Below are 24325 nucleotides of genomic sequence, written 5' to 3'. Positions count from 1 at the left end.
CAGGGTCCGGTCGCGCCGGCGGGCGGCCCGGCGGCGGGCGCCCCGCCACTGGGGCTCGGCCTGCTCGAACACCTCCGGGATCGCCGTGCCCGGCAGGATGTCGTGGAACTGCTGGAACAGCAGGGTGCGCCAGTCGTCGGCAGCGGCCGGTGCCGGCCGGCCGAACAGCGCCGCGGCCAGATCCGCCTCCCGCAGCAGCCGCTCCAGGCTGCGGTTGTGGCGCTTCTGGTCGGGCCGGCTGGTGGGGCAGCCGCGGTGCAGCTCCAGGTAGAGCTCGTCGCGCCAGACCGGCAGCTGCCCCGCCAGCGATTCCAACGGCTCCAGATAGGCGCGCAGGGTGCCGTGGCGCTGGCCGGCCGCCGCCGGCTGGTCCTGCCAGAGCGCCAGCTGCTCCAGCATCTCGGCGGTCGGGCCGCCGCCGTGGTCGCCGACCCCGGGCAGCCAGAGGGCGTCGGCGCAGCCGCTCGCCCGCTGCCACTGCAGCCGGTAACGCTCCATCGCCACCGGGTCGCCGTCGGTGCCGATCGGCGCCGTCATCAGGGCCAGCACCTCCGCGCCGCAGCGGCTGCGCCAGCGGAACAGCCGGTGGGGGAAGGGGTTGGTGGCGTTCCAGGCCAGCTTGTGGGTGCAGAACCAGCGCACCCCGGTGGCGGCCGCCAGCGCCGGCAGGCCGGCGGCGAAGCCGAAGCTGTCCGGCAGCCAGGCCAGCCGGTGGCTCCACTCCGGGAACGTGCGCAGGCTGTAGGCCTGGCCCTCCTGGAACTGGCGCAGCAGCGAGGTGGTGGAGAGCAGCACGCAGTCGCTCTCCACCCACGGGCCGTTGAGCGGCTCGAAGCGACCCGCCTGCATCGCCCGGCGGACGCGGGCGAACAGGGCCGGGCGGTGCCGCTCCAGCCAGGCATAGAGGGCCGGCGTGGAGTGGCCGAAGTGGAGCGTCTCGAAGCGCTCCATCAGATCGAGGGCGGAGGCGAAGGTGCGCTCCGCCGCCTGCCAGGTGTCGGCCACCGGCCACAGCCAGGCCAGATCGAGGTGGGCGTGGCCCAGCACCTGGAGCACCCCCTCCCCCGGCGCCCCGTCGCGGCGGTGCTCACGGCGCAGCTCCCGCAGCTCGGCGGCGGTGGCCGCCAGCAGGCCGAGGGGATCGGCCGGATCCAGGGGCTCCAGCTCGATGCGGCTGCTGATCAGGGCGCCGTCGTCGTGCAGGGGGCTGCGCAGCCGCAGCTCCAGGTCCAGGGCCTCCCCCCGCCACCAGCGCTCGGGCAGGGGCCAGCGGCAGGCGGTGTCGAACAGATCGCCGCTGTGGATGCGCTGGCCATCCACCCACAGCTCGGCGCTGTCGGCCCACCAGCGCAGCGCCAGTCGCGCCCGGGCCCCCGCCGCCAGGGGGACCCAGCCCTCCGGGCACGGGCAGCGCAGGCGCAGACGGCACCACTGGCCGCCCCGCGGCCAGATGATCAGGCCCCGGGCCGCCCAGTCGGGGCGATGCCGCAGCCCCCACTCCCCCCCCAGCGCCGGACCGCTTCCGCCCCCGGGCTGGTCGGCCTGCCAGAGGGGTTGGAGATCCAGGGGCCGGGGCATGGGGAACGTGACCGAAACGTTTCAATCGGAGCCGGTTGCCCCCGCCAAACGGCATCGGACAGCCTGGATGGCCAACCACCACCCATAAGATGATGCGGCTGCCGAGGGGTCATCGAGACCCGTACCGGCGCCTGTCACTCCCTGTCACCCGCCGGACAGACCATGCTCGCTCTCAAGATCTCGGTTTACTCCGTCGTCTTCTTCTTCATCGGGATCTTCGTCTTCGGCTTCCTGGCCAGCGATCCCACCCGTTCCCCCAGCCGCAAGGACCTGGAGGACTGACCCCTTCGGCGGCGGCTCCGCCCGCCACCCGTCCGGACAACCGGACCGCCGCGGGGGACGCCCCCGAACTCCCATGGCAGGATCGGCCGCGTTCTTGCCGCTCATGCGCTGCCTGTGGTGCTCCATCCCCGCTCGGGACGTCCCCAGGCCCCTGCAGGCCTGACCCCCGGGCTGGTCCTGTGGCTGGGCATCTCCGCTGGGCTGACGCTGACGGCCGCACCGGCCCAGGCACGGCCGGACGCACCCTCCAGGCTTCAGGCCGCCCAGGCCCAGCTCCCTTCGGCGGCGCCCGCCACCCCCGGCGCCGCTGCCACCCCGGATCCCTTCGACGACGAGCCCCAGGTCGCGCCTGGCGCCGATCCCCAGGCCGGCGTCGAGGCCCCCGCCGATCCGGCACCCGCCGTTGCGCCTCCGTCCCCGAGGCGTCGCCCCCTGGCGGTCACGCCCCAGCCCGATCCCGCAGCGGAGCCCACCCCGGCCGACCCCGCCGCCCCACCAGCACCTGTTCTGGGTCTGGAGGCCGCACCGGCCGGCGACGCCATGCCCCTGGAGCTGGAGCTCACCGCCAACCAGCAGGGTTATGACGGTCAGCTGCAGCGCTTCGTGGCCACCGGCAGCGTCATGGCCCGCCTGGCCGGTGGCCGCCTGCTGGCCGACCGGCTGGAGTTCGAGGCCACCACCCGCACCCTCTATGCGGTGGGCAACGTGCGCTTCCAGCGCGGCCAGCAGTACCTGCAGGGCAGCCGCCTCCGCTATGCCCTGCTGGAGGGGGTGGGGGAGATCGACGACGTCTATGGCGTCATCGATCTCGACAGCACCAAGGAGGACTTCGACCTCGAGGCCGAGGCCTCCCAGCCCCTGCCGCCGCCGGAGCCGATCAGCTGCACCCCCTCCTATCCGGCGGTGCCCGTGTGGCATCCCTACCCCTGGGCCGTCACCACCTGGGCCGGCCAGATGTATGCGGGTGAATTCGGCGACACCTTCACCTTCAGCGGCCGTTTCCGGCCCGAATACCTCGGCGGCATCGGCCTGCAGCGTCGCCTCTTCCAGGCCGGGCCCCTGTCGCTGGAGTTCGATGCCAACCTGCTGGGTCACCGGGCCAGCGCCCAGCCGGGGGGTGGCTTCAACCAGGCCGTCCCCTTCTCCGACACCCCCGGCCAGAGCTTCGGCGAGTTCACCGGCGGCCTCGGCCTGCGCCTGTGGCTGCGGCCCTGGCTCAACGTCTACTTCGTGGAGGGCCTGAGCGTCCTCACCGCCAAGAGCAACTACGAGCAGACCTTCCGCCAGAACTCGGCGCGCCTGCTCAACTACCTGGCCTTCGAGGTGGAGGCCCTGGTCACGCCCCGCTGGTCGGCCGTCGGCCGCATCCACCACCGCTCCGGGGCCTACGGCACCTTCAGCGGTGTGAGCGAGGGCAGCAACGCCTATCTGTTGGGCCTGCGCTACCGCTTCGGCACCGACAAGCCCGCCAGCCAGCCGATGCCGGTGCCGCCCGCCCAGGGTTGTCCGGAGGCCCCGCCCCTGGCCAGCGAGCAGCCCGATGGGCTGGCCCAGCAGCTCGAGCAGGTGACGATGGGTCCTGGCTGGACCGGCACCAGCGGCCAGCCGGCCCCGACGCCCCCCGTCAAACCGCCGGAGGACAAGGGCGGGGTGTGGCGCAACGCCCGGCATCAGGAACGGCTGCGCCGCGAGGCCATCGCCCGGATCCCCCAGCGGGTCGAGAACGTGACCTTCGAGCGCAGCCTCAAGGCGGAGCGGCGCTTCGGCTTTCCGCGGGAGTTCACCACGCCGGAGGTGGCCAACGACTTCGGCACCACCCGCCCCGAGCAGCTCAAGGACCAGACCACCGAAGGCAACCAGGAGCTGATCAAGGGCACCGTGAGCCGCTGGCGCATCCAGGCCCGGCGCCTCAAGATCACCCCCAACACCCTCTCCGGGGATCGGGTGGGCTTCACCAACGACCCGTTCACGCCGGCCCAGTCGTGGATGGATTCGGAGAAGGTGGTCATCACCCTGCTGCCCAACGGCGACACCCTGGTGAAGGCGCGCCGCAACACGCTGCGCCTGGAGGATCGCCTGCCGATCCGGGTGGCGCGCCAGCGCCGCATCCAGAAGCAGGACGAGGTGAGCAATCCCCTCGTGATCGGCAACGACCGCGAGGACCGGGACGGCTTCTTCCTCGGTTACAACATCCCGATCAAGATCGGCGAGAAGGGGCTCCTCAACCTGCAGCCGCAGGTGATGGTCCAGCGCCTCTACACCGGCAACACCGACGCCTACCCGCTGCCGGGATCGCCACCGGGTTCCACCAACATCGTCGAGCAGCCGGCCAAGACCGGCGACTACTTCGGCTTCGACGCCCGTCTCACCGGCCCGGTGCTCGGCTTCAACGCCGATGCCCGCCTCTCCATCTCCACCTTCAACCCCGACAACTTCGCCAACGGCACCCGCAGCTTCGGCGACCTGTCCCGTCTGGTGAAGGTGCCCGTGCTGGGCTTCAGCACCATGCGCCTCTTCGGGGCCTACCGCTTCCGCACCTGGAACGGCTCCCTCGGCGAGCAGGACGTCTACTCCGCCTACGGCGTCTCGCTGGAGCAACAGGGAAGCCTGCCCAGCTGGGGGAAACTGGCCCGCAGCTACTACTGGCGGATGGGGGTCGGCAACTTCCAGGCCAACCCGACCACCGGCACCGATCTGCTGCAGGTGTGGCGCGCCAACGCCATCGGCTCGTTCAACTTCTCCTACCCGATCTGGACCGGCAAGCCCACCACCAGTCCGCCGGTGGTCTCGCTGGCCAATTCACCGGTGCCGATCGTTCCGGGCCTGCGCTTCAACGCCAACCTGCTCGGGGTGGCCGCCTACTTCAGTGACGGCACCAACCAGAACACGATCGGACTCTCCGGCGGGCCCACCCTGACCCTGGGGCGCTTCGAGAAGCCGTTCTTCGACTACACCCAGCTGACCATCACCGGGGGCATCACCCTGCGGCAGGGCCAGAGCCCGCTCAACTTCGACCGGGCCGTCGACCTGGGCACGGTCGGCATCGGCCTGTCGCAGCAGATCGTGGGGCCGCTCGTCTTCAGCGGCGGTATCGGCTTCAACGTCGATCCCAACTCCGGCTTCTACGGCGATGTCACCGGCTCCTACCTGGAGCTGCGCTGGCAGCGCCGCTCCTACGAGATCGGCGTGTACTACAGCCCCTACGACGGCCTGGGCGGCATCCGCGTACGGCTCAACGACTTCAACTTCCAGGGGCCGGGCACGCCCTTCATCCCCTATCACCCCACCCAGGGGGTCCTGCAGCGCCCCTTCTAGGCGGCGACGAAGCCGTCCAGGTAGGGGAGCCGGCCGGCGGTGGCCCGCAGCTCGGCGTCGTGGGCCACGAGCTGGGCCGTGCCGTTCCACTCGCCGCTCACCAGCATGCGACGCGGGCCGGGGGCCAGCTCCAGGGGCCATTCCAGACACTCGCCATCGGCCTCCAGCACCACCCGCGGCGGCTCGAGATCGAGCTGCAGCCGGGCACCGGGATGGGCGGCGATGGCGGCCTGGAGGGCCAGCACCGTGGCATGGTCGGCAGTGAGGCAGGGGATGCCCAGGGCCAGGCAGTTGCCGAAGAAGATCTCCGCGAAGCTCTCGCCGATCACCGCCCGGATGCCCCAGCGCATCAGCGCCTGGGGGGCGTGCTCCCGGCTGGAGCCGCAGCCGAAGTTGCGGTTGACCACCAGGATCGCGGCGCCCTGGTTGTCGGCCCGATCGAAGGGGTGGTCGCCGGCCCGCTCGCGGCGGTCATCGGCGAAGACCCCCTCGGCCAGCCCGTCAAAGGTGACGCACTTGAGATAGCGGGCCGGAATGATCCGGTCGGTGTCGATGTCGTCGCCGGGCACGACGACGGCACGGCCCTGGCACTGCTGGATCGGTCCGGCCGGGAAGGGGGTGGCGCTCATGCTGGGGTGGCGGCGGGCTCAGGGGAGGACGGGGTGGCGATCAGGCGGCGCACGTCGGCCACGTGGCCGCTCACCGCCGCCGCGGCCACCATGGCCGGGCTCATCAGCAGGGTGCGGCCGGTGGCGGAACCCTGGCGCCCCTTGAAGTTGCGGTTGCTGGAACTGGCGCTGATCTGGCGCCCCTCCAGCCGGTCGGGGTTCATGGCCAGGCACATCGAGCAGCCTGGCTCGCGCCATTCGAAGCCGGCCTCGCGGAACACCGCATCGAGCCCCTCGGCCTCGGCGGCGGCCGCCACCTGCTCACTGCCCGGCACCACGAAGGCCTTGATGCCCGCCGCCACCTGCCGGCCGCGGGCGACGGCGGCGGCGGCCCGCAGGTCGCTGAGGCGGCCGTTGGTGCAGCTGCCGATGAAGCAGACATCCACCGGCAGTCCCTCAATCGGCGCCCCGGGGCGCAGGTCCATGTAGCGGTAGGCCTCCTCGGCGATCGGCCGCTCGTCGCTGTCGGTCTGCTCGAGGGTGGGCACGGCCTCGTCGACGCCGATGGCCTGCCCCGGGGTGATGCCCCAGGTGACGGTGGGCGCGATCGTGGCCGCATCGAACACCACCTCGTCGTCGAAGACGGCGTCGGGACCGGAGGCCAGGGCGCTCCACCAGGCGACGGCCCGCTCCCAGGCCTCGCCGGCGGGGGCATGGGGCCGCCCCTTGAGATAGGCGAAGGTGACGGCATCGGGGTTGACGTAGCCGCAGCGCGCCCCGCCCTCGATGGCCATGTTGCAGAGCGTCATCCGCTCCTCCATCGAGAGGGCCTCGATGGCCGGGCCGGCGAACTCGTAGGCGTAGCCCACGCCGCCCTTCACCCCCAGGGTGCGGATCACGTGCAGCACCAGATCCTTGGCGTAGACCCCGCTCTGCAGGGTCCCCTCCACCCGGATCCGGCGCACCTTGAGCTTGCCCATCGCCAGACTCTGGCTGGCGAGCACGTCACGCACCTGGCTGGTGCCGATGCCGAAGGCGATGGCACCGAAGGCGCCGTGGGTGGAGGTGTGGGAATCGCCGCAGGCCACGGTCATGCCGGGCTGGGTGAGCCCCAGCTCCGGGGCGATCACGTGCACGATCCCCTGGCGGCCGCTGCCGAGGCCGTGGAGGGTGATGCCATGCCGGGCGCAGTTGGCCTCCAGGGTGGCGAGCATCGCCTCGGCCAGGGGGTCGGCGAACGGACGCACCTGGGAGGTGGTGGGCACGATGTGGTCGACCGTGGCGACCGTGCGCTCGGGATGGCGCACCGACAGGCCCAGATCATCGAGGGCGGCGAAGGCCTGGGGGCTGGTGACCTCGTGGATCAGGTGCAGCCCGATGAACAGCTGGGTGGCCCCGCCCGGAAGATCGGCGACGCGGTGCAGCTCCCAGACCTTGTCGTAGAGGGTGCCGGCGCTCAAGAGGAAGGATCTGAACGGTCAGAAACCACCCTAGAAGGAGGGTGATCCACCGGTGCGGGCTCCCGGCGGAACAGGCCGTTGAGGTAGTGGCGGGCCACGGCGCGGTCGTGGCTGCCGTGCTGGACCAGGAAACCGGCGAGGGCGGCCTGCATGAGCCTGTACTGGTCCCACTGGGGGTGCACCCGGATGAACTCCCGCATCGCCTCGAACAGGTCCTCCGGCATCTGGTTCTCGATGCTCACGGTGCGGGGAGCGTGGTCGGGAATCTGGCTCATGCGGCGCTGGTCGTCGGTCCCCCCCATCAGGCCATGGGGCCGCCCCCCGCGTCAAAGCGCCCCACACCGGGCCGGTCCCAAGGGACCGCCGCTGAGAATCCCGGCGCGGGGCGGCTTCCCGGCCGCCGCCCGGGGGTGGCCGCCGCGGCGGTACCTGCCGGGGGACATGGTCAAGGGGGGGAGGCCTTTCCCGCAGCCGGGAGCCAGGACCCCTCCGGCAGCTCGGCCCGACCGCCGCCACCTGTGGAAAACGTCCCTGCTTTCGGGGGAAAAGGGCCAGGCCGGGGGGAAAAGTCCATGCCTCAGGATTCGTGATCGATGGCGGCCGCGGCAGCAGATGTTCCGATCAGGCCGGCTCAGATCGCCCCAGTGTTCAGCCGTAACCGCAGACGGTTCAGGCTTTCCCCCACCGTCAGCGTCTGGATCCAGCCGCGCTCGCGGCCGCTGCCGAAGCGCACAGCTTCGCTGCGGCAGCCATCGGGCCCGGCCACGGCGATGTGCACCAGCCCCACCGGCTTCCCGTCGCTGCCGCCGCCGGGTCCGGCGATGCCCGTCACCGCCACGGCCCAGGTGGCCCCCGTGAGGTGGCGCACCCCCTCCGCCATCGCCACGGCCACCGGGTCACTCACCGCCCCATGGCGCTCGAGCACCGCCGCCGGCACCCCCAGCACCGCCTGCTTGACGGCGTTGGCGTAGGCGATCACCCCACCGAGGAACACCTCCGACGCCCCCGGCACCGCCACCAGGGCGGCCCCGAGGCCCCCGCCGGTGCAGGACTCCGCCACCGCCAGGGTCTCGCCCCGGCGCCGCAGCGCCGCCAGCACCACCGAGGCCAGGCTGTCGCCGTCGGCGCCGAAGCAGCTGCTGCCGGTGCGGCGGCGCAGTTCCTCCTCCACCGGGGCCAGCAGGGCGGTGGCGGCGGCCGCATCGGCGGCCCGGGCCGTGACCCGCAGCTTCACCTCCCCGGCACCGGCGTAGGGGGCCACGGTGGGGTTCTCCAGGGCCAGCAGGTCGTGCACCCGCTCGGCCAGGTCGGACTCGGCTACCCCCCAGAAGCGCAGCATGCGGCTGGCGAACACCCCGCCCGCCAGGCCCGCCTGCCGCAGCCAGGGGGCCGCGGTGGCGTGCCACATGGCCCGCAGCTCGCTGGGCACACCCGGGAAGGTGAGCACGGTGAACCCCGGCACCGGGGTCCAGATCATCCCGGGCGCCGTGCCGGTGGGGTTCGGCAGCACCTGGGCCCCCCGCGGCAGCAGGGCCTGCTTGCGGTTGGAGGGGGCCACGGTGCGGCCCCGGGCCGTGATCCGGGCCTGGATCGCCGCCCAGATCTCGCCGTGCTCCACCAGGTCGGCGCCGAAGGCCGCCGCGATCGCCTCGGTGGTGAGGTCATCGGGGGTGGGCCCCAGACCGCCGGTGGTGACCAGCACCCGGCAGCGCCCCGCCGCCTGCCGCACCGCCTCGATCAGCCGCTCCCGGTTGTCGCCCACCACCTGCTGGCGGTGGTGCACCACCCCGAGGGCCGCCAGCTGTTCCGCCAGCCAGCGGGCATTGCCGTTGACGATGTTGCCCAGCAGCAGCTCGGTGCCGATGCAGAGCACCTCCACCCCGGCGTCGCCGGGGGCCCCGCTCACTTGGCCTCCTCCTGCATCTGGCGGCGGCAGACCACCAGCACGGCGATCAGCACCGCCGTGGCCAGCGCCAGCCAGAGGAAGCGCATCTCGGCGTTGGCCAGCACCAGGGCGATGGACGCCAGCCACTGGGTGAAGGCATAGATCAGGACCACGGTGCGGCGATGGCTGAAGCCGGCCCGCAGCAGGCGGTGGTGCAGGTGGCGGCGATCCGGGTAGAAGGGGGAGCGGCCGGCCCGGAGGCGGCCCATGATCACCGCCGACATGTCAGCCAGGGGCAGGGACAGGATCATCAGGGGCAGCAGCAGGCTGACGCTGGTGAGCCGCTTGGCCGGGCCGACGATGCTGATCGCCGCCAGGGCGAAGCCGAGGAAGTAGGAACCCCCATCCCCCATGAAGATGCGGGCCGGGTTGAAGTTGTGGCGCAGGAAGCCCAGACAGCTGCCGGCCAGGGCCGCCGCCAGCAGGCCGGCGGCGGGCTGGCTGAGGCTGAAGCTCACCGAGAGCAGCCCGACGGCGGCGATGCCGCTCACCCCCGCTGCCAGCCCGTCGAGGCCGTCGAGCCAGTTGATCGCGTTGGTGATTCCCACCAGCCAGACCACCGTGGCCAGCAGGCTCAGCCCCTCCGGCAGGGGCAGACCGGCGGCCGAGGTGCCCAGGCCGAAGGGCAGGTCGATGCTGCCGATGCGCACCCCCTGGTTCCACACCGCCGCGGCCACGAGCACCTGGCCGCAGAGGCGGGGCAGGGGGGGCAGGGCGAACAGGTCGTCCGCCAGGCCGATCACGAAAAAGCAGAGGGCCCCCGCCAGGGTGGTCCAGATCAGCTGGTCCTTGTCCGGCGGCAGGTCGGCGAAGCCGCCGAAGGTCCAGGTGCAGGCCAGCGAGAGGCTGAAGCCGGCCACGATGCCGATGCCGCCGAGCCGCACCATGGGGCCGGTGTGCTGCTTGCGGTCGTCGGGGGGGTCGACGAGCCCCCAGCGCAGACCGAGCCTCCGCACCACAGGCACGATCAGCGCCGTGAGCAGGGCCGCCGCGGTGGCCGTGAGCAGGGCCGCCGCGTTGGGGCTGTAGGCGAGGGTCACAACGGCGGGCCGGAAGAGTGCGGTCCTGAAGGCGACACGTTACGGGTGAACGGGGCCGTCAGGCGTGCTGGAGCTCACGTTGTCGTCCATAGAGGGGGAAGCGGCCACAGAGGGAGGCCACCCGTTCGCGGCAGCGCAGTTCCGCTGCGGCATCCTCCGGGTGGAGCAGCCGGTCGGCGATGACGTCGGCCACCTCGCGGAAGGCCTCGGCATCGAAGCCGCGGGTGGTGAGGGCGGCGCTGCCCAGGCGCAGGCCGCTGGTCACGAACGGCGACTCCGGGTCGAAGGGCACCGTGTTCTTGTTGGCGGTGATGTTGACGTCGCTCACCAGGCGGTCGGCCAGCTTGCCGGTCAGGCCGATGGAGCGCAGGTCGAGCAGCACCAGGTGGTTGTCGGTGCCGCCGGAGACCACGGCGATGCCCCGCTCCTGAATCCGCTCGGCCAGGGCCTGGGCATTGCGCACCACCTGCTGGCTGTAGGTGCGGAAGCTGGGCTGCAGCGCCTCACCGAAGGCCACGGCCTTGGCGGCGATGACGTGCTCCAGCGGCCCCCCCTGGGACCCCGGGAAGACGGCCTTGTCGAACTGGCGGCCGAAGGTCTCGTCGTTGCAGAGGATCAGCCCGCCCCGGGGGCCCCGCAGAGTCTTGTGGGTGGTGGTGGTGACGACGTGGCAGTGGGGCACCGGGCTGGGGTGCACGCCCGAGGCCACCAGGCCGGCGATGTGGGCCATGTCGGCCAGCAGGTAGGCCCCCACCTCGTCGGCGATGGCCCGGAAGGCGGCGAAGTCGATCGTGCGGGGGTAGGCGGAATAGCCGCAGATGATCAGCTTCGGCCGGTGCTCGAGGGCCAGCTGGCGGATGGTGTCGAAGTTGAGCTGGTGGGTCTCGGGGTCGACGCCGTAGTGGACGGCCTTGAACCACTTGCCCGACACGTTCACCGGCGAGCCGTGGGTGAGGTGGCCCCCATGGGAGAGGTCCATCCCCAGGATCGTGTCGCCGGGCTGCAGCAGGGCCAGGAACACGGCGAAGTTGGCCTGGGCGCCGCTGTGGGGCTGGACGTTGGCCCAGGCCGCACCGAAGAGCTGCTTGGCCCGCGCGATGGCCAGGTCCTCGATGATGTCGACGTGCTCGCAGCCGCCGTAGTAGCGCTTGTGGGGCAGGCCCTCGGCGTATTTGTTGGTGAGCACGGAGCCCTGGGCCTCCATCACCGCCCGGGAGGCGAAGTTCTCGCTGGCGATGAGCTCCAGGTGGGTCTGCTGACGCCGCAGCTCCTTCTCGATCAGGGCGGCGATGGCCGGATCGCCGCTGGCCAGGGGGCTGTCGATGGACGCAGCTGGGTGCGCAGGGCCGTGATCCGCTCGGTCCGCCATGGGGCTACTCGGTGAGAAACCGATCGTAGGCAAACGCCGCTGGCCTGGCCGGGCCCGGCCCACGGGCCCCGGAGGCACCCGCGGGCAGAAAAAAACCGCCCCGGGGGGCGGTGTGGGAAGGAACGCGCCTGGAGAGATTCGAACTCCCGACCCTCTGATCCGTAGTCAGATGCTCTAATCCGCTGAGCTACAAGCGCCTGCCCGGTCATTCTCACCCCACGGGGTGCCGATCCGTCAACAACGCCCCCGCCGCCCCCGGCCCGATAGGGTCCGCAGCAGAGCCCAACCACCGCCTGCGGCGGTCTTCCCCACCATGCCGATCCGCTGGTACGGCCCCGCCGATCCCGACGATCCCACCTATCGGCACTTCGAGCGGATCGTGAACCTGACCCTCCATGCCGCCCTGTTCGCCGCCGTGAACAGCGGCCTCTGGTTCGTCCAGGGCCTGCGCCACCCCTGGTCCCACCTCGGCTGGCTGACGATCGGCTGGGCCGTCCTGCTGCTGGTCCATGGCAGCGTGGTGGTGGTGCAACGCCCCGAGACCCAGCCATGACGCTTGCCGCCGCCGATCTCGAGGAACTGACCCGGGCCATCGCCGACCGGCTGTATGTGCAGGTGGCCGGCTGGCACCTCTATCTGGGCGATGCGGGCCTGGCCCAGATCCTGGCGATCGAATGCGCCGCCCGGCTCGACCAGGGCGCCGAGGTCTGCGCGCGCCAGGCGCTGGAGGCGGTGCAGGTGCCCATCGGCGGCGGGGCGACGCGCCTGCCCCTGGCCCGCCTGGTGCCCGCCGGCCAGCTGCGCGATCTCGAAGACGTGCTGCAACCCTTTTGCTGACGCCCGCGGCCAGACGCCCGTTCTACCGATAGGGTGACGCCCCACGCAGGCGGGTCGTGCTGGTCATCGAAGTCACCAATGCCCGTGACGTGGTCCGCCAGCGCATCGGCCGGCTCGGCGGGCGTCTGATCGGCAAGGTGGTCGATGCGGAGGCCCAGGTGGAGAAGGCCCTGATCCAGGAGCTGGAGAGCGCCTTCCGCGATTTCGGCATCGAGGCCCGCATCTTCTCCATCGACGGCCCCCAGATGATCGGCCGATCCCATCTGGAGATTCCGGTCCAGGTGCGCGAGGAGCGCCAGGTGCGGCTTCCCTAGGCCCGGCGGCGCACCATCCGCAGCAGCTGGCCCGCCTCGGGCACGCCGGCGAGGCTGGCCAACAGTCCGTAGAGGCCCACCGCCAGGGCGGCACAGAGGGTGTTCTGGAGCAGCAGCCCCCCCAGCCCCGGGGGCCAGGCCACCTCCAGCGACAGCCACCAGCAGGCCGCCCCGCCCGCCAGGGCGGCCAGCAGCAGCTTGCCGCTGTCGGCGGCCCAGAGCCGCAGCGGCAGGCCCCCCAGCCGGCGGCTCAGGGCCAGCAGCAGACCGGCGCAGGTGATCAGGTTCACCGCCACGGTGGCCAGCACCAGGCCGGCGGCGCCGGCGTTGAGCATGGGCAGCTGGAGCCCCCAGCCCGGCGTGGGGCCACCGGTGAAGGCCCAGCAGAACACGGCGTTGAGGCCGATGCCGGCCAGGGACCAGCGGAAGGGGGTGTTGCCGTCGCCAAGGGCATAGAAGACCCGCACCAGCACGTCGCGGCCCAGGTAGGCCGGCATGCCGATGCCGTAGGCCATCAGCAGCTGGCCCACCAGATCGGCCGCGCCGCGGTCGAAGGCGCCGCGCTGATAGATCAGGGCCACGATCGGCACCGCCAGGGCCACCATCAGCGCCCCCAAAGGCAGCATCGTGGCGTTGGAGAGCATCAGGCCCTGGCGGATCCGGGCCACCAGTTCGGGCCGGTCCTCCGGCGCCGTGAGCCGGGCGAACACCGGCAGCAGCGGCACCAGCAGCACGTTGGAGAGCAGGCCCAGGGGCGTCTGCACCAGCAGGTTGGCGTAGCCCAGGCCCGCCGCCGCCGCCGGCATCCCCGAGGCGAAGAACAGGGACACGAACACGTTGATCTGCAGCATGCCGGAGGAGAGGGTGGCCGGACCCATCACCTGCAGAACCTCCCGCACCCCCGGGTCGCGCCAGTCCCAGACCAGCTGCAGCCGGTTGAGACCCTCCTTGGCCAGGGCCGGCAGCTGGATCAGCCACTGCAGGATCGCCCCCACCGTGGTGCTGGCGGCCAGCACCACCCCGCCGATCACGGCCGTGGCGGGCAGGGTGATGGTGCTGCCCAGCTGCCACCAGAGCAGGCCGATGCCGCCGATGACGGCGACGCTGGAGAGCAGGGGACTCACCGAGGGCAGCCAGAACACGTCAGCGGCGTTGAGGGCGCCGAAGCCGAGGCCGATCAGACCGGCGAACAGGGCCATCGGCGCCATCCAGCGCAACTGCAGCACGGCCAGGGCATGGCGCTCGGCGTCCAGGCCAGGCCCCACCAGATCGATGAGCGGATCGGCGGCCACCAGCAGCAGCAGGGTGACGACAATCAGCCCCGCCCCCACCAGGGTGTTGATGCTGGCCAGCACGTGGGCGCCCTCGTGGCGCGGCCGCCGGGCCAGCACGCTGACCATGGCGCTGTGGAACGGGCCGTTGATGCCGCCGAGCAGGATCAGCAGGAAACCCGGCAGCACATAGGCGTAGTTGTAGGCGTCGTAGGCCGCGCCCACACCGAAGGCCGCGGCGATCACCTGCTGGCGCAGCAGGCCGGCCACCTTGCTCAGGGCCGTGGCCGCCCCCACGATCAGGGCGATGCGGCGCAGGGATCGGGCCATGGCGGCGGGGCACTGCCCATCGGAACGCACGGCAGTATGGCCGGCTCCCCCCGGGCACCCGACCCCATGGCCCCAGCGACCGATGCCGTGCCCGTGCTGTCCACCGGTCCGCTGGTGGAGGGGGTGCTGCTGAAGCGCTACAAGCGCTTCCTGGCCGACGTGGAACTGGACGATGGCCGCACAGTGACGGCCCACTGCCCCAACACCGGGCCGATGACCGGGGTGCTGCGGCCGGGCGGACGGGTCCGCCTGCGCCACGACCCCTCACCCAGCCGCAAGCTGGCCTGGACCTGGGAGCAGGCCGAAGTGCCCGGCCACGACGGCAACCCGGTCTGGGTGGGGGTCAACACGGCCCTGCCCAACCGGCTGGTGCGGGCCACGATCGAGGCAGGCTGCCTGGAGCCTTGGCTGGGCCCCATCGGCAGCATCCGTGCCGAAGTGCCCTACGGCGAGGGGCGCCGCAGCCGGATCGACCTGCTGCTGACACCGGCGGAGGGCGCCGCCGACCCGCGGCCGATCTACGTGGAGGTGAAGAACACCACCTGGAGCGACGGCGACCTGGCCCTGTTCCCGGACACGGTCACCGAACGGGGCCAGAAGCACCTGGTGGAGCTCACCGCCCTGGTGCCCGGGGCCCGGGCAGTGCTGGTGCCATGCCTGAGCCGCGGCGACGTGACGCGCTTCGCGCCGGGGGACAGCGCCGACCCCCGCTACGGGGAACTGTTCCGGGCCGCCGCGGCGGCCGGGGTGGAGGTGCTGCCCTGCCGCTTCAGCTTTGATGCCGCGGCCGTGACCTGGCTGGGCCTGGCCGCTCAGGCCTGGTGATGGTGGTAGTGGGTGCCGCGATAGATGAGGTCGAGGGCCCCATCCACCGGGGACGGCTGGTGCCGCAGCGGCGCGTCGTAGTGATGACCGCGGTAGACGTGGTCGATCGGGGCGGGCGAGGGGAGCTCGTCGTGGGTGTGGTCGTAGCGGAGACCGCGGTAGCAGAGGGCGGAACGGGCCATGGGGACAAAGGCGGAGACGGGGAGACCGCTGGGGCTTCCCTGATGCATTTCTAGCGCCTCTGCACTGTCCATTCTGAACATTTCTAGGATTTCTTTGCATCCTTTAAGGATTGGCCCTGTCCCGGCCTGCCGGAGGGCGCGGCGGCCTCCGGTTGATTTGGTAGCGAATCAGACATTGGAACGGGTGTCCGTCATGGATAGTCGGAGCTTGTTGATGCCTACTCCGGCGTCAGAAGTCGAACGTTCTCTTCACCACGTTCCCATGATCGATTCAAGTCACCCGCACAAGGTTCGACCGCCGAGAAGTCTCAGCGAGGCCAGCCTGCTGGAGGCCCCGGCCCTGTTAATGCGCAAGGTACGTGGTCTCTCCTCCCGGACCGGCCTCACCTGGTTCGCCTGTGTGCCTCTGGCCCTGTTCATCCTGGGCGTGTTCAACCTGTCGGCCCACGCGGCCGAACTGCCCGAGCTCACTCCCGCCTTCCTGATCAACAACCTCTGGCTGTCCATCGCAGCCTTCCTGGTGATCTTCATGAACGCCGGCTTCGCCATGGTGGAAGCCGGGCTCTGCCGCCAGAAGAACGCCGTCAACATCCTGGCCAAGAACCTGATCGTCTTCGCCCTGGCCGCCACGGCGTACTGGTTCATCGGCTACAAGATCATGTACAACGCCTCCTGGGTCATCCCAGGGGTCTTCAAGTTCGGCGGGTTCTTCTTTGATCCCACCGTCACCGCCGAGATGGTGACCGAAGGCAAGCTCGTTCCCAGCGTCGACTTCCTCTTCCAGGTGGCCTTCGCCGGCACCGCCGCCACGATCGTCTCCGGTCTGGTGGCCGAACGCATCAAGTTCAACGAGTTCGTCATCTTCTCCCTGGTGCTGGTCGGCGTTCTTTACCCGATCGCCGGTTCCTGGCAGTGGAACGTGGGTGAAGGCTGGCTCAACAAACTCGGCTTCATCGACTTCGCCGGATCCACCGTGGTCCACACCGTCGGCGCCTGGGCCGGCCTTGTGGGCGCCATGATCCTCGGCCCCCGCATCGGCAAATACATCGACGGCAAGCCCCAGGCCATCCCTGGCCACAACCTGGCCATCGCCACCCTCGGCTGCCTGATCCTCTGGCTCGGCTGGTACGGCTTCAACCCCGGCTCCGTCCTGGCGATGAATGAGCTTGTGCCCTACATCGCCGTCACCACCACCCTGGGCGCCGCCGGCGGCGGCATCGCCGGCACCCTGTTCTCCCAGATCCACTCCGGCAAGCCGGACCTCACGATGACCATCAACGGCATCCTGGCGGGCCTGGTGGCTGTCACCGCCGGTTGCGACGGCTTCCCGATGTGGGCCGCCTGGGTCGTGGGCTTCATCGGCGGCGCCATCGTCGTCTACGCCGTCAGCTTCGTCGATTCGATCGGCATCGACGACCCCGTGGGTGCCTTCTCCGTCCACGGCATCGGCGGCATCTGGGGCACCCTCGCGGTGGGCCTGTTCAACGCCGACAAGGGTCTGCTGCTCGGCGGGGGCTTCAGCCAGCTCGGCATCCAGATCCTGGGGTCCTTCGTCTTCTCCATCTTCACGATCATCACCGCCTGGATCGTGTGGAGCGTGCTCGGTGCGGTCTCCGGCGGCATCCGCGTCGAAGAGCATGAGGAGGTGCAGGGTCTCGACATCGGCGAGCACGGCATGGAGGCCTATCCCGACTTCGTCGCCTCCACCAACTGACTCCCGGGGCCTGCTCCCCCAACCGACCGCGGCTCACGCCGCGGTTTTTTTTCGCCCGTCCCACCGCCGACCCCCATAGAGTCGGCACAACCCGGTACCTGCCTGTGGACACCCGTGCCTTCAAGCGCTCCCTCCACCACTCGGATCGCTACAACCGCCGCGGCTTCGGCCTGGGCGACGAGGTCGCGGGCAGCCTCGAGCAGGCCTACCAGAGCAACCTGATCGCCAGCCTGCGGGAGAACGGCCACGTCCTGCAGCGCGGACGGCTCAAGATCCGCCTGGCGGAGGCCTTCGGCTTCTGCTGGGGCGTGGAGCGGGCGGTGGCGATGGCCTACGAAACGCGCCGCCACTACCCCAGCGAGCGGATCTGGATCACCAACGAGATCATCCACAACCCCTCGGTCAACGCCCATCTGCGCCAGATGGACGTCCGCTTCATCCCGGTCGACGACGACGTCAAGGACTTCTCCGAGGTGGGCACCGGGGATGTGGTGATCCTGCCGGCCTTCGGCGCCACCGTGCAGGAGATGCAGCTGCTCAACGAGCGGGGCTGCCACATCGTCGACACCACCTGCCCCTGGGTCTCGAAGGTGTGGAACACCGTCGAGAAGCACAAGAAGCATGCCTTCACCTCGATCATCCACGGCAAGGTGAAGCACGAGGAGACCCTGGCCACGAGTTCCTTCGCCGGCACTTACCTGGTGGTGCTCGACCTGGCCGAGGCCCGCATGGTCAGCGACTTCATCCTCGAGCGGGGCCAGGGGGCCACCGATCGCGAGGCCTTCATGAGCCATTTCGCCAACGCCTGCTCCCCCGGCTTCGATCCCGACCGGGATCTGGTGCGGGTGGGCGTCGCCAACCAGACCACCATGCTCAAGAGCGAGACCGAGGAGATCGGCCGCCTGTTCGAGCGCACCATGATGCAGCGCTACGGCCCCGCCGAGCTCGACGAGCACTTCCTCGCCTTCAACACCATCTGCGATGCCACCCAGGAGCGCCAGGACGCCATGTTCGCCCTGGTGGACGAGCCCCTCGACCTGATGGTGGTCATCGGCGGCTACAACTCCTCCAACACCACCCACCTGCAGGAGATCGCCGTCAGCCGCGGCATCCGCTCCTTCCACATCGACACCCCCGAGCGCATCGGGCCGGGCAACCGCATCGAGCACAAGCCCCTGGGCGGTGAGCTCGAGATCCTGGAGCCCTTCCTGCCAGAGGGGCCGGTGCGGGTGGGCATCACCTCCGGCGCCTCCACCCCGGACCGGGTCGTGGAGGACGTGATCGAACGCCTGGTGGGCCTCAGCGAGGAGTGAACCCCCACCCCGGACCGGCAACGGCGCGGGTCCGGGCCGATCGGGTGGCTTTACATTCACGAAAGGTTTTCCTCCCCCCAGGGCCGCCCGGGAGATCAGAACCCCCGTCCTTTCTGGCCGTTCCCCTCTGACCCACCGCACGCCCCAGACCACGATGGCGGCAGGCTCCTCCCTGCACCAGGGTCCCGACGACACCGGGGCCACCCCCAGCGAGCCGCTGCGCGACAGGGCGGACCCTGCCATCCGCCGCTACGCCAGCGCCTTCGCCGACCTGATGGAGATGCGGGCTCCGGCCACCGTGGTGGGCGCCTACCTCGACCGCCATGAGGGCTGGTTCCGCCGTTGTGCCGCCCCGATGACGGTGGAGCCCATCGGCAGCCAGGGGTATGTGCTGACCCTCGGCCGCTTCGGCAACTTCGGCTTCGAAGTGGAGCCCACCATCGGCCTCGAACTGCTCCCCCAGGCCGCCGGGGTCTACCGCATCGTCACCGTGCCCCTGCCGGACTCCGACGCGGCCCTGAGGGGGCTCTACGACGTCGAGTTCGCGGCCTCCCTGCGCCTCGACGAGGCCAGCGGTTCCGAGGTCTCCCATGAGGAGGTGGACGGGGTGATGCTGCACACCCTGGTGCGCTGGCAGCTCGACCTGGCGGTCTGGCTGCGTCTGCCCGGCATGCTCTCCCTGCTGCCGGAGCATCTGATCCAGAGCAGCGGCGACCATCTGCTGCGTCAGATCGTGCGGCAGATCTCCCGCCGCCTCACCTGGAAGGTGCAGGAGGACTTCCATGCCAGCCACGGCATCCCCTGCCCGCCGCGGCGCCGGGCCCAGTTCTGAGCCGCCCTCCCTGAGTGAGCGGAGCTGAGGGGGCGGGGGCTCAGGGAGCGGGGGCGGTGAGGATCTTGTTGACGATCTGCATGCCGCTGACGGCCTGCCAAAGGAACAGGGTCATCAGGGTCATGTTGAGTCCCACGTGCACCTTGCGGGCAATCAGGTTGCCGGCCTGCATCAGGGGCGAGAGGGAGGCCGCCAGGGCGATCAGCGAGAGCATGCCGAGCCCCACCAGCAGGTGCGGGCTGACGAACAACTTGCCGTTGTTGATGTAGGTGACCGCCATGCCGCCGATGCAGCCCAGCACCATCAGCGCCAGAACGAGGCTGCCGAACTGGAAATGGCGTTTGGCGAACTGCCCCTTGATCAGCTCCTTGCGGTCCTCGGCGGTGGCTGTGCGGGTCTTCTTGGCCTTGATCCCCAGGACCATGGCGTAGCCGGCCAGACCCAGCAGCACCCACATCAGCACGGGGTGGGCGAAGTTGAGGGCGAAGGCGATCGAAGCGGGAAGGGCGGCGAACATGACGCGTTGGAACTCCACCGGGCCAGGGCCGGCTGCGAGTGCATCGAAGTTACAACTTCTCCGTGCCCTCAGTGCAGAAAGTGACGACGGCCGGTGATCACCATCACCATGTCGTTGGCGTTGCAGGCGGCGATCGAATCGGCGTCGCGCTTGCTGCCGCCGGGTTGAATCACCGCCCGGATGCCGTGCTCCGCCGCCAGCAGCACGGTGTCATCGAAGGGGAAGAAGCCGTCGCTGGCCAGCACGGCCCCCCGGGCGGCCTCACCGGCCGCCTCCAGGGCCAGCCGGGCCGAGCCCACCCGGTTCATCTGGCCCGCCCCGACCCCGAGCGTGCGGCCCTCCCGGGCCACCAGGATGGCATTGGAGCGCACATGGCGCACCACCTGCCAGGCGAAGCGCAGATCCCGCCATTCCTGGGCGCTGGGCTGGCGCTCGCTCACCACCTCCCAGCTGTCGGGATCGGCGGGGCCGTCATCGGCCTGCTGGGCCAGCACCCCCCCCAGCACGCTGCGCAGCTGCAGGGCTCCGGCGGCCCCGGCCACGGCGGCGGGGTCGAGCTCCAGCAGGCGCAGGTTGGCTTTCGCCGCCAGCCTCTGGCGGGCCTCTTCGGCGAAGGACGGCGCCACCACGCATTCCAGGAACAGCCCCGCCAGGTGCTCGGCGGCCGCCAGATCCACCGGCCCGTTGAGGGCGACGATGCCCCCGAAGGCGGAGACCCGGTCGGCATCGAGGGCCCGCAGCAGGGCGTCGGCGGTATCGGCGCCGATGGCGACGCCACAGGGGTTGGTGTGCTTGATCACCACCGCCGCTGGCTCGGCGCCGGGGCCATAGCCGAAGGCCGCCACCGTGGTGAGGGCCGCCTCCAGGTCGATCAGGTTGTTGTAGCTGAGCTCCTTGCCCTGGAGCTGGCGGGCCGCCCCCCAGCCCACGCCCGACTCGCCGAACCAGCGGGCCCCCTGGTGGGGGTTCTCGCCGTAACGGAGCACCTGCCGCAGGGGCAGCTCCAGCCGCAGGGGCTGCCCCGGCCCGTCGGCCAGGCGCCCGTCGATCCAGGCGGCGATGGCGGCGTCGTAGGCGGCGGTGTGGGCGAAGGCCGCCAGGGCCAGCCGGCGCCGCAGGGTGGCGTCGACCTGGCCGGCCGCCAGGGCCTCCAGGAAGTCCGGGTACTGGTCGGGATCGGTGAGCACCGCCACATCGGCGTGGTTCTTGGCGGCGGCCCGCACCATGGCCGGGCCGCCGATGTCGATGGTCTCGATGGCCGTCTCCCAGCTCACGGCGGGGTCGGCCACGGTGGCGCGGAAGGGATAGAGATTGACCACCACCACATCGATCGTGGTGATCCCCTGGGCCTCGAGGTCAGCCTGGTGGGACGGGTCATCCCGGCGGGCCAGGATGCCGCCGTGGATGCGGGGATGGAGGGTCTTGACCCGGCCGCCGAGGATCTCCGGGGCGCCGGTGTGCTCCGCCACCTTGGTCACCGGCAGGCCGGCGGCGGCCAGGGCCGCGGCCGTGCCGCCACTGGAGAGCAGCCCATAGCCCTGAGCCAGCAGCCCCTCCGCCAGCGGCACCAGGTCCCGCTTGTCGGACACGCTCAGAAGGGCCGTGGGAGCCATGACGGCGGAAAGGGCGGGGGAGGAGCCAACCTACGCAGCAATCGCCGACCCCCACCGTGCCCACGGATCCCCTCGCCGACCTGCCGCCCGGCGAAGACGACAGCACCGCCCTGTTCGCCGGCCCGCGCCAGGCCGCCAGCCGGCTGGTGCTGCTGCACGGCTGGGGGGCCGATGCCGATGACCTGCTCGATCTGGGGCCGGTGCTGCTGGGCGCCGATCCGGCCAGCATCGGCCTGAGCGTGGTGGCCCTGCGGGCCCCCCTGCCCCATCCGGCCGGCCTGGGCCGCCAGTGGTACGACCTGCAGCAGCCCGAGTGGCCCCAGCTGCCCGAAGCCCGTCGGGCCCTGCGCCAGCGGCTGCTGGCCCTGGGCACGTCGGTGCCGCTCGAGCACACCTGTCTGCTGGGGTTCTCCCAGGGGGCGGCCATGGCCATCGACGTGGCCACCGGCGGCGGCCCGGACGACGGCGATCCCCTGCCGTTGGCGGGGCTCGTGGCCTGCAGCGGCTACCCCCATCCCGACTGGCAGCCACAGACACCACGCACGGCGATCCTGCTCACCCATGGCGAGCAGGATCCGGTGGTGCCGTTCGCGGCCAGTGTGGCTCTGGAGCGATCGCTCGCCGAGGCCGGGGGATCGGTGCAACGGATCGCCTTCCCAGGCGGTCACAGCATCGATGCCGAGCTGATCGCCCCGATGCGGGAGTTCCTGGTCAGGGGCTGGCAGGGACGCTGACCAGAAGCCGCCGGGAGGGAATCAGACGAAGGCGTACTCGTACTCCTCCATCTCCTCCCAGTCGTCGGAGGCGAGGGACTCGAGGCCCTCGAAGAGCACCTCCTCGCCGATGGTGTCGACGATCAGGCGCAGGGACGGGAACAGGAAGTGGTTCTCTTCGGCGTACTGGGCGCTGAACAGGCCCTTCTCCCCCCAGAAGAAGCGGTCGGTGGTGTGCTCGTTGCGGCGCACGTTGAGGATCGCCGGAGCCGTCAGCTCCGTTTCGGCGATGTAGCGGCGGGCTGCCGTCACCGGTTTGTGGGAGCCGGTTTCGAGGTTGAAGGTCGGGACATGGGCGAGGACCCGCTGACCTGCGAGACGACGGCGACTGATCCGCTTGCGCTTCTTGGACATGGCATGGATCCCGGTGAAGGGAGACCGAAAGGTGGAGTTGGGGGGGGGGGCTGCAGACGCGCGACGGCGGCGGGGGCCGGCGACGAACGAAAGGGAGGACCGACCACCCAGAGGTGGCGGGTCCACGTCCATACGACTGTCGACCTGGGGCTGGTCGGAGAGGATCACCGTCAGTAACGCCGGCCGGCTCCCGGAGGAGGTCATGGCCAGGACAGAGGCGGTGCGCAGCTGCCTCTGCTGTAGCCTTGGTTGCGGGCAAAGCGCAACGCTGGCCGTTACGACTGCAACTTTCCGCCCGTCCGAGGACCGCGAAGTAGTGGTCGTTACCAAGATCTTAAAACTTTTTTTGCGTTTCGACACGCCTTTCCTGAAAAATTTCCGGACGGATCCGGTCCGCAGCCGGTGATGCCTGTCTCGGAACGGTTTCTGGCCCTGGTGGGGTTCCAGCTGGGACAGTTCATCGACTGCCCCGAGGTCCGCTCCCTGGTGGTCTACGTCACCCAGCAGGGGGAAACGGGCCAGCCCACCCTGCTGCCGGTCGGCCACTGGCCCCCGGACGAGCGGGCCCTGCCGGCGGTGGACAGCGTCAGCCGCCTGCGCGTGCCGGCGGAGCCGCGGCGCTGGCTGCCCCTGCGGGACGGCCAGCGCCTGCTCGGTGCCCTGCAGGTGGAGGCCGCCCGCAACCCCTGGCCGGAGCCGCTGGCCCAGCGGCTCCAGGCCGTGGCCCTGGCCCTCACCGAGGCCCTGCGGCTGGATCTGGAGGGCGGGGAGCTGCGGCAGCGACTCGCGGAGCGCGAAGAGCAGCTGGGCCTGCTGCTGCACCAGCTGCGCAACCCGCTCACGGCCCTGCGCACCTTCGGCCAGCTGCTGCTGCGGCGCCTCGGGCCCGACCACAACGACCGTTCCCTGGTGCAGGGCCTGCTGGCCGAGGAGCGCCAGATCAACCGTTATGTCGAAGCCATCAGCGCCCTGGTCCATCCGGAGGGACGGCTCGCCGCCCCCGTCTCCCCCCAGCCCCTGCTGCTGCCGCCCCTGCTGAGCGGCCCCGAGGGCCAGCCCCTGGCCGGACCGCTCGAGCCGCTGCTGCAGCGGGCGGCCGCCACCGCGACCCTGCAGGGGCGCGAGTGGCACGGTCCCCTGACCCTGCCGGACTGGAGCGGCGACAGTGGAGCCGTGGCGGAGATCCTGGCCAACCTGCTGGAGAACGCCTTCCGCTACAGCCCCCCGGGCGCCGCCGTGGGCCTGCACTGGACCAGCGACGCCGGGGGGCTTCAGCTCACGGTCTGGGACGGGGGGCCGGCCATTGCCGGCGACGAACGGGAGGCGATCTTCGGGCGGGGGGTGCGGGGAACCCGGGGGCAGGACCTGCCCGGCACCGGCCTGGGCCTGGCCCTCGGCCGTGATCTGGCCCGCAGCCTGGGGGGCGAGCTGGCGCTCGTGGTGCCGCCCCGGAAGCTGGATGGGGCGCTGCCGGAGCAGGGCAACGCCTTCCGGCTCAGCCTGCCCAGGCCGTCAGCACCGCGGCAATGAACAGCAGCCCCAGCGATTCGCTCCACTCCACGCAGGCCCCGTAGCTGTCGCCGCTGTGGCCGCCGAGGCGCCGGCCCAGGACCAGGGGCACCACCAGGGCCGGAATCAGGGCCACCACTCCGGCGGGCACGGGCCAGGCCGCCAGGCCCGGCCAGGGCAGCAGCAGCAGGGGCGGCAGCAGCAGCAGGGCGGGCCGCACTTCCACCGCCAGGCCGGCCCCGTGGTCGCGATGGAACCTGGCGCTGCCGCCCGGCCGCAGGTAGGGGAACCAGGCCATGGCGGGCAGGGGCGCCACCCGCCCGCCGACCGCGGCCCACACCAGC

The 24325-nt window shown here is 71.1% G+C and carries 23 protein-coding genes, 1 tRNA gene and 1 pseudogene; 11 read left to right on the top strand and 14 right to left on the bottom strand.

Going from position 1 to position 24325, the window contains the following annotated elements:
• Window positions 1-1578 (bottom strand): annotated as a pseudogene (locus KBY81_RS12430) (alpha-mannosidase); the annotation flags it as partial.
• Window positions 1579-1740: 162 nt separating this feature from the next.
• On the opposite strand from KBY81_RS12430, the gene KBY81_RS12425 reads away from it, so the two are divergent.
• Together KBY81_RS12425 and KBY81_RS16525 are read left to right on the top strand one after the other, a co-directional pair.
• Window positions 1741-1860 carry a photosystem II reaction center protein I gene (locus KBY81_RS12425; protein ID WP_015109632.1) on the top strand — a complete coding sequence of 40 codons (120 nt, stop codon included), beginning with the start codon at window positions 1741-1743 and terminating at the stop codon, window positions 1858-1860.
• A gap of 114 nt (window positions 1861-1974) precedes the next feature.
• Complete coding sequence (locus KBY81_RS16525) at window positions 1975-5175, top strand: DUF3769 domain-containing protein (RefSeq protein WP_315858524.1); 3201 nt, start codon at window positions 1975-1977, stop codon at window positions 5173-5175.
• On the opposite strand, the gene KBY81_RS12415 is transcribed toward KBY81_RS16525, so the two are convergent.
• The 7 genes from KBY81_RS12415 to KBY81_RS12385 form a co-directional block, all read right to left on the bottom strand.
• Entirely contained in the window at window positions 5172-5804 is a 633-nt protein-coding gene (locus KBY81_RS12415) for a 3-isopropylmalate dehydratase small subunit 2 (protein ID WP_106220950.1), read from the bottom strand. The genes KBY81_RS16525 and KBY81_RS12415 overlap by 4 nt on opposite strands.
• Window positions 5801-7243, bottom strand: coding sequence for a 3-isopropylmalate dehydratase large subunit (gene leuC / locus KBY81_RS12410; RefSeq protein WP_254976642.1), 1443 nt, complete (start codon window positions 7241-7243; stop codon window positions 5801-5803). Before leuC ends, KBY81_RS12415 begins: the two co-directional genes overlap by 4 nt.
• Complete coding sequence (locus KBY81_RS12405; RefSeq protein ID WP_286160964.1) at window positions 7240-7545, bottom strand: DUF2811 domain-containing protein; 306 nt, start codon at window positions 7543-7545, stop codon at window positions 7240-7242. The genes leuC and KBY81_RS12405 overlap by 4 nt, the downstream gene beginning before the upstream one ends.
• A 329-nt stretch (window positions 7546-7874) precedes the next feature.
• On the bottom strand, window positions 7875-9149 hold the full coding sequence (locus tag KBY81_RS12400; protein ID WP_254976641.1) for a competence/damage-inducible protein A: 1275 nt from the start codon (window positions 9147-9149) through the stop codon (window positions 7875-7877).
• On the bottom strand, window positions 9146-10228 hold the full coding sequence (locus KBY81_RS12395; RefSeq protein ID WP_254976640.1) for an MraY family glycosyltransferase: 1083 nt from the start codon (window positions 10226-10228) through the stop codon (window positions 9146-9148). Before KBY81_RS12395 ends, KBY81_RS12400 begins: the two co-directional genes overlap by 4 nt.
• Before the next feature lie 58 nt (window positions 10229-10286).
• Window positions 10287-11597: a serine hydroxymethyltransferase gene (glyA, locus tag KBY81_RS12390; RefSeq protein ID WP_106220956.1), complete on the bottom strand. Its 1311-nt coding sequence runs from the start codon at window positions 11595-11597 to the stop codon at window positions 10287-10289.
• A 123-nt stretch (window positions 11598-11720) separates the two neighbouring features.
• Window positions 11721-11794 (bottom strand) — tRNA-Arg (locus KBY81_RS12385).
• A gap of 116 nt (window positions 11795-11910) precedes the next feature.
• Here KBY81_RS12385 and KBY81_RS12380 point away from each other — a divergent pair.
• From KBY81_RS12380 to KBY81_RS12370, 3 genes are read left to right on the top strand one after another with little or no spacing between them, the layout of a single operon-like run.
• Window positions 11911-12150: a 2TM domain-containing protein gene (locus KBY81_RS12380; protein WP_106220958.1), complete on the top strand. Its 240-nt coding sequence runs from the start codon at window positions 11911-11913 to the stop codon at window positions 12148-12150.
• Window positions 12147-12434 carry a DUF3181 family protein gene (locus KBY81_RS12375; RefSeq protein ID WP_015109641.1) on the top strand — a complete coding sequence of 96 codons (288 nt, stop codon included), beginning with the start codon at window positions 12147-12149 and terminating at the stop codon, window positions 12432-12434. Before KBY81_RS12380 ends, KBY81_RS12375 begins: the two co-directional genes overlap by 4 nt.
• 56 nt (window positions 12435-12490) lie before the next feature.
• Window positions 12491-12748 carry a hypothetical protein gene (locus KBY81_RS12370; RefSeq protein ID WP_015109642.1) on the top strand — a complete coding sequence of 86 codons (258 nt, stop codon included), beginning with the start codon at window positions 12491-12493 and terminating at the stop codon, window positions 12746-12748.
• Here KBY81_RS12370 and murJ read toward each other — a convergent pair.
• Window positions 12745-14349 (bottom strand): murein biosynthesis integral membrane protein MurJ, encoded by a 1605-nt coding sequence (gene murJ / locus KBY81_RS12365; protein WP_106220960.1) that lies wholly within the window; start codon window positions 14347-14349, stop codon window positions 12745-12747. The two genes, KBY81_RS12370 and murJ, sit on opposite strands and share 4 nt — an antisense overlap.
• 66 nt (window positions 14350-14415) lie before the next feature.
• On the opposite strand from murJ, the gene sfsA reads away from it, so the two are divergent.
• Window positions 14416-15174, top strand: coding sequence for a DNA/RNA nuclease SfsA (gene sfsA, locus KBY81_RS12360; RefSeq protein WP_106221148.1), 759 nt, complete (start codon window positions 14416-14418; stop codon window positions 15172-15174).
• Here the strand turns inward: sfsA and KBY81_RS12355 are convergent.
• Complete coding sequence (locus KBY81_RS12355; protein WP_106220962.1) at window positions 15162-15356, bottom strand: DUF4278 domain-containing protein; 195 nt, start codon at window positions 15354-15356, stop codon at window positions 15162-15164. The genes sfsA and KBY81_RS12355 overlap by 13 nt on opposite strands.
• Before the next feature lie 262 nt (window positions 15357-15618).
• Between KBY81_RS12355 and KBY81_RS12350 the strand changes: the two genes are divergently transcribed.
• The 3 genes from KBY81_RS12350 (at window position 15619) to KBY81_RS12340 (ending at window position 19215) form a co-directional block, all read left to right on the top strand.
• Window positions 15619-17070 carry an ammonium transporter gene (locus KBY81_RS12350; RefSeq protein WP_106220964.1) on the top strand — a complete coding sequence of 484 codons (1452 nt, stop codon included), beginning with the start codon at window positions 15619-15621 and terminating at the stop codon, window positions 17068-17070.
• A gap of 104 nt (window positions 17071-17174) precedes the next feature.
• A complete protein-coding gene (locus KBY81_RS12345) occupies window positions 17175-18383 on the top strand; it encodes a 4-hydroxy-3-methylbut-2-enyl diphosphate reductase (protein WP_106220966.1) in 1209 nt (402 codons plus the stop codon).
• A gap of 154 nt (window positions 18384-18537) precedes the next feature.
• Complete coding sequence (locus tag KBY81_RS12340; RefSeq protein WP_106220968.1) at window positions 18538-19215, top strand: DUF1997 domain-containing protein; 678 nt, start codon at window positions 18538-18540, stop codon at window positions 19213-19215.
• A 40-nt stretch (window positions 19216-19255) separates the two neighbouring features.
• Here KBY81_RS12340 and KBY81_RS12335 read toward each other — a convergent pair whose 3' ends face one another.
• Together KBY81_RS12335 and purH are read right to left on the bottom strand one after the other, a co-directional pair.
• On the bottom strand, window positions 19256-19732 hold the full coding sequence (locus KBY81_RS12335; protein ID WP_159816794.1) for a DUF4079 domain-containing protein: 477 nt from the start codon (window positions 19730-19732) through the stop codon (window positions 19256-19258).
• Window positions 19733-19800: 68 nt separating this feature from the next.
• Window positions 19801-21345, bottom strand: a complete 1545-nt coding sequence (gene purH, locus KBY81_RS12330; protein ID WP_254976639.1) for a bifunctional phosphoribosylaminoimidazolecarboxamide formyltransferase/IMP cyclohydrolase — start codon at window positions 21343-21345, stop codon at window positions 19801-19803.
• Window positions 21346-21401: 56 nt separating this feature from the next.
• On the opposite strand from purH, the gene KBY81_RS12325 reads away from it, so the two are divergent.
• A complete protein-coding gene (locus KBY81_RS12325) occupies window positions 21402-22079 on the top strand; it encodes an alpha/beta hydrolase (RefSeq protein WP_254976638.1) in 678 nt (225 codons plus the stop codon).
• Window positions 22080-22100: 21 nt separating this feature from the next.
• Here the strand turns inward: KBY81_RS12325 and KBY81_RS12320 are convergent, their stop codons facing one another.
• Entirely contained in the window at window positions 22101-22472 is a 372-nt protein-coding gene (locus tag KBY81_RS12320; RefSeq protein WP_106220974.1) for a DUF3155 domain-containing protein, read from the bottom strand.
• Window positions 22473-22877: 405 nt separating this feature from the next.
• Here KBY81_RS12320 and KBY81_RS12315 point away from each other — a divergent pair, with 405 nt between their 5' ends.
• On the top strand, window positions 22878-24002 hold the full coding sequence (locus KBY81_RS12315) for a sensor histidine kinase KdpD (protein WP_254976637.1): 1125 nt from the start codon (window positions 22878-22880) through the stop codon (window positions 24000-24002).
• Here KBY81_RS12315 and KBY81_RS12310 read toward each other — a convergent pair.
• On the bottom strand, window positions 23968-24325 hold a 358-nt coding region (locus KBY81_RS12310), incomplete at its 5' end, for an adenosylcobinamide-GDP ribazoletransferase (protein ID WP_254976636.1). The genes KBY81_RS12315 and KBY81_RS12310 overlap by 35 nt on opposite strands.

Origin of the sequence: Cyanobium sp. Lug-B, from assembly GCF_024345635.1 — a bacterium.
In the GTDB taxonomy this organism is placed as follows: Bacteria; Cyanobacteriota; Cyanobacteriia; order PCC-6307; family Cyanobiaceae; genus Cyanobium; species Cyanobium minutissimum.
This window is presented reverse-complemented; position numbering and strand designations above follow the sequence as displayed.

Coding starts and splice junctions, on each gene's coding strand:
- KBY81_RS12425 (WP_015109632.1), top strand. CDS start 1,741: ATGCTCGCTCTCAAGATCTCGGTTTACTCCGTCGTCTTCTTCTTCATC.
- KBY81_RS12415 (WP_106220950.1), bottom strand. CDS start 5,804: ATGAGCGCCACCCCCTTCCCGGCCGGACCGATCCAGCAGTGCCAGGGC.
- KBY81_RS12405 (WP_286160964.1), bottom strand. CDS start 7,545: ATGGGGGGGACCGACGACCAGCGCCGCATGAGCCAGATTCCCGACCAC.
- glyA (WP_106220956.1), bottom strand. CDS start 11,597: ATGGCGGACCGAGCGGATCACGGCCCTGCGCACCCAGCTGCGTCCATC.
- KBY81_RS12380 (WP_106220958.1), top strand. CDS start 11,911: ATGCCGATCCGCTGGTACGGCCCCGCCGATCCCGACGATCCCACCTAT.
- KBY81_RS12375 (WP_015109641.1), top strand. CDS start 12,147: ATGACGCTTGCCGCCGCCGATCTCGAGGAACTGACCCGGGCCATCGCC.
- murJ (WP_106220960.1), bottom strand. CDS start 14,349: ATGGCCCGATCCCTGCGCCGCATCGCCCTGATCGTGGGGGCGGCCACG.
- sfsA (WP_106221148.1), top strand. CDS start 14,416: ATGGCCCCAGCGACCGATGCCGTGCCCGTGCTGTCCACCGGTCCGCTG.
- KBY81_RS12355 (WP_106220962.1), bottom strand. CDS start 15,356: ATGGCCCGTTCCGCCCTCTGCTACCGCGGTCTCCGCTACGACCACACC.
- KBY81_RS12350 (WP_106220964.1), top strand. CDS start 15,619: ATGATCGATTCAAGTCACCCGCACAAGGTTCGACCGCCGAGAAGTCTC.
- KBY81_RS12340 (WP_106220968.1), top strand. CDS start 18,538: ATGGCGGCAGGCTCCTCCCTGCACCAGGGTCCCGACGACACCGGGGCC.
- KBY81_RS12335 (WP_159816794.1), bottom strand. CDS start 19,732: ATGTTCGCCGCCCTTCCCGCTTCGATCGCCTTCGCCCTCAACTTCGCC.
- purH (WP_254976639.1), bottom strand. CDS start 21,345: ATGGCTCCCACGGCCCTTCTGAGCGTGTCCGACAAGCGGGACCTGGTG.
- KBY81_RS12320 (WP_106220974.1), bottom strand. CDS start 22,472: ATGTCCAAGAAGCGCAAGCGGATCAGTCGCCGTCGTCTCGCAGGTCAG.
- KBY81_RS12315 (WP_254976637.1), top strand. CDS start 22,878: ATGCCTGTCTCGGAACGGTTTCTGGCCCTGGTGGGGTTCCAGCTGGGA.